Origin of the sequence: Phenylobacterium sp. (assembly GCF_020402505.1) — a bacterium.
GTDB lineage: Bacteria > Pseudomonadota > Alphaproteobacteria > Caulobacterales > Caulobacteraceae > Phenylobacterium.
Genome location: NZ_JADBZL010000085.1, coordinates 1 through 7,306, shown reverse-complemented (window position 1 = coordinate 7,306; position 7,306 = coordinate 1). Strand labels below are relative to the sequence as shown.

Genomic DNA, 7,306 nt, shown 5'->3' with positions numbered 1-7,306 from the left:
GTCGTCCGGCGGCGTCACGCCGGGCGGGTAATTCGCGCAGGAGTCCGGACCAGGATCATGGGGCGGGCCTATAGCAGACCGGCGGGGCGGCTGTCAGCAGGGGAGGGGGAGAGGCGGGCGCGGATCCAGTCTGCGAGGGCGCCTTCCTCCAGCTTTCCGCTCGCCAGGGCCAGAACGATCCGGATCGCCTCCGATGCCCCGAAGGTCAGTCGATGGCCGTTCATCACAAGGAACAGACGAGCCAGCACCCAGGCGGTGCGCTTATTGCCGTCAGCAAAGGGGTGGCTCCTGGCCAGGCCCCATGCGTACGCGGCTGCAAGGGCGGCGATGTCGGTCTGCCCATACGCCCACTTGTGCCGCGGGCGTTCGAGGGCCGCCGCCAGGGCGCCGGCGTCGCGCAGGCCCTGAAGCCCGCCATGCTCCGCAAGCTGTCGGTCATGGATGGCGAGTGCGACTTCGACCTCCAGCCAGACGGGCTCGTCCGGCCCCCTGTCCGTCACTTCGCCAGGACGCGGAGGATGTCGCGATCCTCGCGCATGATCGCCTCGGCGGCGGCCATCTTGGCCTCGAAATCGGGATTGCTGGGGCTCAGGCGGACGCCTCCGTCCGGCGCCTCACTCACATACAGGGTATCTCCCGGCCCGACACGCAGGCGGGCGAGGAGTTCCTTGGGGAAGATGGCGCCGGTGGAGTTTCCCACCTTGGTGAGTTTGACAGTCAAGTTCATACGGACGTTCTAACGTCATCGCGACCTGACATGCAAGGGCGGGGTTCCTGCCGATCCGCCCCCTCACCCCGCTGACAGGATCATCCGCGCCATGGAGGCGTCGTCGTCGATGTGGGCGGTCATGTCCCGGATGGAGGCGGAACTGGCCTCCGGGCATCGGCGAGCGATGACGCCAGTCGACAAAAGTTCTCAATAATGATAACTTTCAGCCGTGTGGACGGTTCTCTACTACAACGACCGCGTGAGGCGGGAGATCGAGGATTGGCCTGTCGGCATCTATGCCGACTTCCTCCGCCTGGTGGAATGGCTGGAGGCGGAAGGCCTCGATCTCCGGATGCCCCACTCGCGGGCGATGAGCGGGGGATTGTTCGAGCTTCGCTGCAAGGGGCCTGAAGGGATTGGCCGGGCGTTCTATTGCACGCAGGTCGGTCGCGAGCTGGTGATCCTGCACAGCATTGTGAAGAAGAGCCAGGCGGCGCCCGACAGGGACCTCAAGCTGGCTCGCAGGCGGATGAAGGAAGTGCAATCATGAGCGATCCGGGTTTCAGGCCCGTCCGTCACGACGGAAAGGAGGCCCTGGAAAGGGCGATGCAGCGGCCCGGGTTCAAGGAAGCCTGGGAAGCCGGCGCCGATGAGTACGCGGCGCTGCGGTCCCTGCTTGAGGCGCGCAAACAGGCGGGCCTGACGCAGGAGGAGATTGCGATCCGGATGGGGACTTCCAAGAGCGCCGTTTCGCGCCTGGAGAGCTCGCTGCGCGATCCCAAGCACTCGCCCACATTCGAGACGATCCGCCGCTATGCCAAGGCCTGCGGCAAGCGGGTGGAAATCCAGCTGGTCTGAGACCTCGCGCCGCCTACCCCGCCGACAGGATCATCCGCGCCATGGAGGCGTCGTCGTCGATCTGGGCGGTCATCTCCTCCAGGGAGGCGAACTTCGCCTCCGGGCGCAGGAAGGCGATGAGGTCGGTCTCGATCACCTGGCCGTAGAGGTCCTCGTCGAAGTCGAAGAGCCAGACCTCCAGGCGCGGGGCGATCTCGCCGGCGACGGTGGGGTTGACGCCGATATTGGCGACGCCGGCCAGGGTACGGCCGTCGGCCAGGCGGGTGCGGGTGGCGTAGACGCCGAAGCGGGGGGCGACATAGTCGTCCAGCTCGACATTGGCGGTGGGATAGCCGAGGGTGCGGCCCAGCTGACGGCCCTGGCGGACCTCGCCCTCGATGGCGAAGGGCCGGCCGAGGATGGCGGCGGCCAGCTCCGGGCGGCCCTCGCGCAGGGCGTTGCGCACGTCGGTGGAGGAGAACTTGCCCTCGCTGTCGCCGTCGCCGATGGCCTCGGCCACCGAGACGCCGAAGCCCAGGGCGCCGCCATAGGCCTGCATGGTCGCCGGGCTGCCCGAGCGGCCCTTGCCGAAGGAGATGTCGAAGCCCACGGCCACGTGGCGGACGCCCAGACCCTCGTGCAGGACCTGCTCGGCGAAGGCCTGGTCGGAGAGCTCGCGCATCACGTCGTCGAAGGGGAGCAGATAGAGGAAGTCCACGCCGAGCGCGTCCAGGGCCCGGGCCAGCTGGTCGGGCTTCATCAGGCGGAAGGCGGGGGCGTCGGGCTGGAAGATGCGCCGGGGATGGGGCTCGAAGCTCACGACGCCGAGGGGGACGCCGAGGTCCCGGGCGGCTGCGGCGGCCAGGCCGATCACCGCCTGGTGCCCGCGGTGGACGCCGTCGAAGTTGCCCAGGGCGATGCTGGCGCCCCGGTCGTCCTGCGACAGCTCCCGCCAGCCCCGGATGATGCGCATATTCAGCCCGCAGCCTCGCGACGGGGCGCCAGGACCACGGCCTCGCCCTCGACCACCCGCTTGCCGTCGACCTCGCAGACCGTGGAGAGGGTGACCTCGCCCCGGCGGGGATCCAGGGCCTCCACCGTGACCCGCACGTCCACGGCGTCGCCCAGTCGCACCGGCCGGCGGAAGCGCAGGGACTGGGAGAGGTAGATGGTCCCGGGCCCGGGCAGCTGCATGCCGATGACCGCCGAGATGTAGGCGCCGGACAGCATGCCGTGGGCGATCCGGCCCTTGAAGATCGTCCCCTCGGCGTAGGCCGCATCGAGGTGGACGGGATTGGAGTCGGTGGAGACCTCGGCGAAGGCCTCGATCACCGCGGCGGTGACGATACGGGTCATGCCTGCGCTGTCGCCGACGACAAGGTCCTCGAAAAAGCGTCCCTGCATGCGGTTCCCTCCAGACTCCGGCAGACTAGCGGGCGCCGTCGTCGGCGCGAAGGGGCGCCGTCCAGTCGAGGCCTGCGCTGGCCCATCGGGCGCCGGCTCCGGCCTGGGCCAGGAGGTCGCGGGCGGCCTCCATGTCGAGACCCTGCGGGCCCAGAAGCTCGGCCCCATGAATGCCGCCGGCCACGAACAGGACATCCAGGTCCTGGGCGTTGGCGCCCAGAATATCGGTCGGGATTCCGTCGCCGATGCAGAGGATGCGCCGGCGGTCCACGGGGCGCCCGAGCCTGGCCTCCGCCTCGGCGATGCAGAGGTCGTAGATGGGGGCGTGCGGCTTGCCGGCCATGCGCACCTCTCCGCCCAGGTCGGCGTAGAGCCGGGCCAGGGCGCCGGCGCAGGGGATCAGCCGGTCGCCCCTCTGCACCACGATGTCGGGGTTGGCGCAGAGCAGGGGCAGGCGGCGGGGCAGGATGGCCTCGAAGCGCTCGCGGTAGTCCTCGGCGGTTTCGGTCTCGTCGTCGTAGGGGCCGGTGACGCAGATGAGGGCGGCGTCTTCCGGCCCCGCCAGGTCCAGGCCGAGACCGGCGTAGAGGGCCGCATCCCGGTCCGGCCCGATGGCCCAGACCGGACCCGGCGCCCGCTCGGCCAGCAGGGAGCGGGTGGCGTCGCCGGAGGTGATCAGGGCGCTCCAGGCCGTGCGGGAGACGCCCAGGGCGTACAGCTGGGGGACCACATCGGCGGCGGGGCGCGGCGCGTTGGAGATCAGGATGACCGGCCCGCGCCGTTCGGCGAAGACGGCCAGGGCCCGACAGGCGGGGGCGAAGCTCTCCCGGCCGTTGTGGATAACGCCCCAGACGTCTGAAAGGACCACGTCGTAGCGGTCGGCGATCTCATCAAGGCCCTGGATCGGCTCGGGAAGGCTCATGACGGGGGCGGTAGCGGCCCCGGCTGCGGCGGTCAACCGCCGACAGGTCCACAAGGACGCTTCTCAGGTCCGCTCGCCAGCCCGGCGGCGCAGAGGCGCCTGAAGGTAGTCGGCCGGCGGGTCGGTCTCGGCCAGGATGGCGCCGCGGATGGCGCGGGGCTCGCCGAACAGGTGGCCCTGCCCGAAGCCGATGTCGAGGTCGAGGACCTCGACGGCCTGACGTTCATTCTCGATCTTCTCGGCGATGATGTCGACGCCATAGCGGCGGGCGAGGGTGGCGAAGTCCTCGGCGGCCAGGTCGGGCAGGGCGCGGAAGACGGGCCCTTCACCGCTCTCCACGATCTCGTCCTGCAGGGACTGGGCGGCGATCTTGAGGAAGCGGACATCGCTGCGCGCCAGCTCCTGGAAATCCATGTCCAGCCGGCGAACCTTGTCGAGGCTGAAGCGGAAGCCCAGCTCGGCCAGCCGGGTCATGTTGCGCACGGCGGCGGAGGTCCGGTTGTCATAGGCGGACTGACCGATCTCGAAGATGACCGATCCGGCGAGGTCCCGGTTCTCGGCCATCAGCTCCAGGAATTGAGGGAAGAATCCCTCGTCGGACAGGGAGCTGATCGAGATATTGCAGAAGATGCCGACCCTCTTGTCGGTCTGGGCCAGACGGCGGACGATCTGCACGCAGCGGAAGAGCAGCAGGTTGTCCACGGCGCCGACCAGACCCTCGGGCTCGGCGACGGTCAGGAACTCGGCCGGCATGAGGACACGACCGCTCTCGTCGCGAAGGCGGGTGTAGCTCTCGTAGAAAAGGGTCCGCCGCTGGGGCAGGCTGACGACGGGCTGGAGGTAGAGGTCGACCCGGCCACTGACCAAGGCCTCACGCACCGTCTGAAGCCGTTCGCGCCATCCGGGTCGGGAGCCTTCGCCCGTCCGTCCACCCGGGCCATCGGCGAGGCGTTCATCGAGACGCTCGCTCATGCGGGTGACCAGGTCCTCCAGCAGCTGGACCTCGGTAGAGAGCTCTTCCGAGCGGCGCTGGGCGTCTAGGGCGACGGTCTCCAGGACCTCGGCTACCCGCGCGTCGATCTGCTCGATCTGTCCGACGAGGAGGCGGTGGGCGTGGCGCAGGGTCTCAATCTCCTTGCGCAGGGAGGCCTGGCCCAGAACGCCGGTGATCAGGCCGTGGAAGGTGAAGCAGAGGCCCAGGCCGCCGGCAAGCCCGGCCACGCCGGCGCCCCAGCCCCCGCCGTTGCGCCAGATCAGGACCGCAAAGATCAGCGACAGGCTGAAATAGCTTGCGGTCAACAGCGGCAGAATGAGGCGTCGCATGTTCCCGCCCGTCCCCGAATCACTCTGCAGTATCCGTTAACCATGACAGGGTGTCGAACAGGAAAATCACGTCCTGTCAGAGACTTCGCCAGGAACGCGCGGCGGTTGTCCTGGCCGGACGATCCCGGTCAGCGGGTCGGGACGGGCGCCTCGCCGCGGTAATCGTAGAAGCCGCGCCCGGCCTTGCGGCCGAGCCAGCCGGCCTCGACGTACTTGGTCAGGAGGGGACAGGGGCGGTACTTGGAGTCCGCCAGGCCCTCATAGAGGACGTTCATGATCGACAGGACGGTGTCCAGGCCGATGAAGTCGCCCAGTTCGAGCGGTCCCATCGGATGGTTGGCGCCCAGCTTCATGGCCGTATCGATGGCCTCCACCGTGCCGACGCCCTCGTAGAGGGTGTAGATGGCCTCGTTGATCATCGGCACCAGGACGCGATTGACGATGAAGGCCGGGAAGTCCTCGGCGTTGGCGGTGGTCTTGCCCAGGGAGCGGGCGAAGTTGACGGCGGTCTCGTAGGTCGGGGCGTCGGTGGCGATGCCGCGGATGATCTCCACCAGCTTCATCAGGGGCACCGGGTTCATGAAGTGCAGGCCGATGAAGCGCTCTGGCCGGTCGGTGGCCGCCGCCAGGCGAGTGATGGAGATGGACGAGGTGTTGGAGGCCAGGAGGGTCTGGTCGGCGAGGTGCGGCGCGAGGGCACGGAAGATCGACTTCTTGACCTCCTCGCTCTCGGTGGCCGCTTCGATGACCAGGTCGGCGGCCCCGACCGCCTGCAGTTCCGGGGCCGGAAGGATCCGGCCGAGGGCGGCTTCCATGTCCTGGGGCGTTATGATCTCGCGGGAGACCTGCCGGGTCAGGTTGCGGCCGATCAGGTTGCGGCTGGCCTCGATGCGATCCGGGCTGACGTCGTGCAGCAGGACATCGTACCCGCCAAGCGCCACGACATGGGCGATGCCCGACCCCATCTGACCCGCGCCGATGACGCCGACCGTCCTGATACCCGCCATGTCCGTGACCCCGCAGATGCGGCTCTCCGGCCGCGTGAGGCGCGCACCCTAGAGGCGTGTTGCGGCGCCGCCAAGCCTTTTGCTGCATCGCAGCGCAAGCAGGTGTCCGGGCGCCGCGCAGGAAAAAGGGGGGCGCGGCGGCCGCACCCCCCTCCGGGTTTCCGCAATGGGCGCCGGGCTTACTTCCCGGCGGCGGCCAGGGCGTCCATCAGTTCGGGGATGGCGGCCTTGTAGTCCGCCACCAGGCCCAGGTCGGCGACCTGGAAGATGGGGGCGTCGCCGTCCTTGTTGATGGCCACGATGACCTTGGAGTCCTTCATGCCGGCCAGGTGCTGGATGGCGCCCGAAATGCCGACGGCCACGTAGAGTTCGGGGGCGACCACCTTGCCGGTCTGGCCGACCTGGTAGTCGTTCGGGGCGTAGCCGGCGTCGACCGCGGCGCGGCTGGCGCCGACGGCGGCGCCCAGCTTGTCGGCCAGGGGCTCGATGACCCGCTGGAACTCCTCGGCGGAGCCCATGGCCCGGCCGCCGGACACGACGATCTTGGCGGCGGTCAGCTCTGGACGGGCCGACTTGACGATCTGCTGACCGACGAAGGTGGTCTTGCCGGCGCCGGGGCCCGCATCCACGGTCTCGAGGGCGGCGGACCCACCCTCGGCGGCGGCTTTGAAGTTGGTCGACCGGACAGTGATGACCTTCTTGGCGTCCGAGGACTGGACGGTCTCCAGGGCGTTGCCGGCGTAGATCGGGCGCACGAAGGTGGACCCGTCCACGACCTCGACCACCTCGGTGATCTGGGCCACGTCCAGCTTGGCCGCCACCCGGGGCGAGAAGCTCTTGCCCAGGGAGGTGGCGGGGGTCAGCAGGGCGTCGTAGCCTGCCATCAGAGGGGTGACGAGGCTGGCGATGGCCTCGGCCAGACCCTGGCCCAGGGCGTCGCTTTCGGCGTGCAGGACCTTGCGGACCCCGGCGATGCCGGCGGCGGCCTTGGCCACCTCGCCGGCGCCCTTGCCGGCCACGAGGACATCGACGTCCCCGGAAAGGGCGAGGGCGGCGGTGACCGTCTTGTGCGTGCTGTCCTTGAGGGACGCGTTGTCGTGATCG

General features: G+C 69.3%; 10 protein-coding genes. 2 read left to right on the top strand and 8 right to left on the bottom strand.

The features are described from left to right. Positions 1-68: 68 nt before the first annotated feature. Positions 69-500 (bottom strand): type II toxin-antitoxin system death-on-curing family toxin, encoded by a 432-nt coding sequence (locus IM632_RS06560; protein WP_296484917.1) that lies wholly within the window; start codon positions 498-500, stop codon positions 69-71. Beyond that, entirely contained in the window at positions 497-727 is a 231-nt protein-coding gene (locus IM632_RS06555; protein WP_296497659.1) for an AbrB/MazE/SpoVT family DNA-binding domain-containing protein, read from the bottom strand. Before IM632_RS06555 ends, IM632_RS06560 begins: the two co-directional genes overlap by 4 nt. A gap of 211 nt (positions 728-938) precedes the next feature. On the opposite strand from IM632_RS06555, the gene IM632_RS06550 reads away from it, so the two are divergent. Both IM632_RS06550 and IM632_RS06545 read left to right on the top strand, forming a co-directional pair. Beyond that, entirely contained in the window at positions 939-1,259 is a 321-nt protein-coding gene (locus IM632_RS06550; protein WP_296484922.1) for a type II toxin-antitoxin system RelE/ParE family toxin, read from the top strand. Next, positions 1,256-1,567 (top strand): helix-turn-helix transcriptional regulator, encoded by a 312-nt coding sequence (locus IM632_RS06545; protein WP_296484925.1) that lies wholly within the window; start codon positions 1,256-1,258, stop codon positions 1,565-1,567. The genes IM632_RS06550 and IM632_RS06545 overlap by 4 nt, the downstream gene beginning before the upstream one ends. A gap of 13 nt (positions 1,568-1,580) precedes the next feature. Here IM632_RS06545 and IM632_RS06540 read toward each other — a convergent pair whose 3' ends face one another. The 6 genes from IM632_RS06540 to IM632_RS06515 all read right to left on the bottom strand — a co-directional run. Then, positions 1,581-2,525: a bifunctional riboflavin kinase/FAD synthetase gene (locus IM632_RS06540; RefSeq protein ID WP_296484952.1), complete on the bottom strand. Its 945-nt coding sequence runs from the start codon at positions 2,523-2,525 to the stop codon at positions 1,581-1,583. Continuing rightward, on the bottom strand, positions 2,522-2,950 hold the full coding sequence (locus IM632_RS06535; RefSeq protein ID WP_296484927.1) for a MaoC family dehydratase: 429 nt from the start codon (positions 2,948-2,950) through the stop codon (positions 2,522-2,524). The genes IM632_RS06540 and IM632_RS06535 overlap by 4 nt, the downstream gene beginning before the upstream one ends. 25 nt (positions 2,951-2,975) lie before the next feature. After that, entirely contained in the window at positions 2,976-3,872 is an 897-nt protein-coding gene (locus tag IM632_RS06530; protein ID WP_296484929.1) for a TIGR01459 family HAD-type hydrolase, read from the bottom strand. A gap of 63 nt (positions 3,873-3,935) precedes the next feature. Further along, positions 3,936-5,195, bottom strand: coding sequence for an EAL domain-containing protein (locus IM632_RS06525; protein WP_296484932.1), 1,260 nt, complete (start codon positions 5,193-5,195; stop codon positions 3,936-3,938). A gap of 128 nt (positions 5,196-5,323) precedes the next feature. After that, the gene (locus IM632_RS06520) at positions 5,324-6,202 is read right to left on the bottom strand and encodes a 3-hydroxybutyryl-CoA dehydrogenase (RefSeq protein ID WP_296484935.1); all 879 of its coding nucleotides are present in this window, start codon (positions 6,200-6,202) and stop codon (positions 5,324-5,326) included. Positions 6,203-6,381: 179 nt separating this feature from the next. Next, on the bottom strand, positions 6,382-7,306 hold a 925-nt coding region (locus tag IM632_RS06515), incomplete at its 5' end, for an electron transfer flavoprotein subunit alpha/FixB family protein (protein WP_296552144.1).

Coding starts and splice junctions, on each gene's coding strand:
- IM632_RS06545 (WP_296484925.1), top strand. CDS start 1,256: ATGAGCGATCCGGGTTTCAGGCCCGTCCGTCACGACGGAAAGGAGGCC.
- IM632_RS06525 (WP_296484932.1), bottom strand. CDS start 5,195: ATGCGACGCCTCATTCTGCCGCTGTTGACCGCAAGCTATTTCAGCCTG.
- IM632_RS06535 (WP_296484927.1), bottom strand. CDS start 2,950: ATGCAGGGACGCTTTTTCGAGGACCTTGTCGTCGGCGACAGCGCAGGC.
- IM632_RS06520 (WP_296484935.1), bottom strand. CDS start 6,202: ATGGCGGGTATCAGGACGGTCGGCGTCATCGGCGCGGGTCAGATGGGG.
- IM632_RS06555 (WP_296497659.1), bottom strand. CDS start 727: ATGAACTTGACTGTCAAACTCACCAAGGTGGGAAACTCCACCGGCGCC.
- IM632_RS06530 (WP_296484929.1), bottom strand. CDS start 3,872: ATGAGCCTTCCCGAGCCGATCCAGGGCCTTGATGAGATCGCCGACCGC.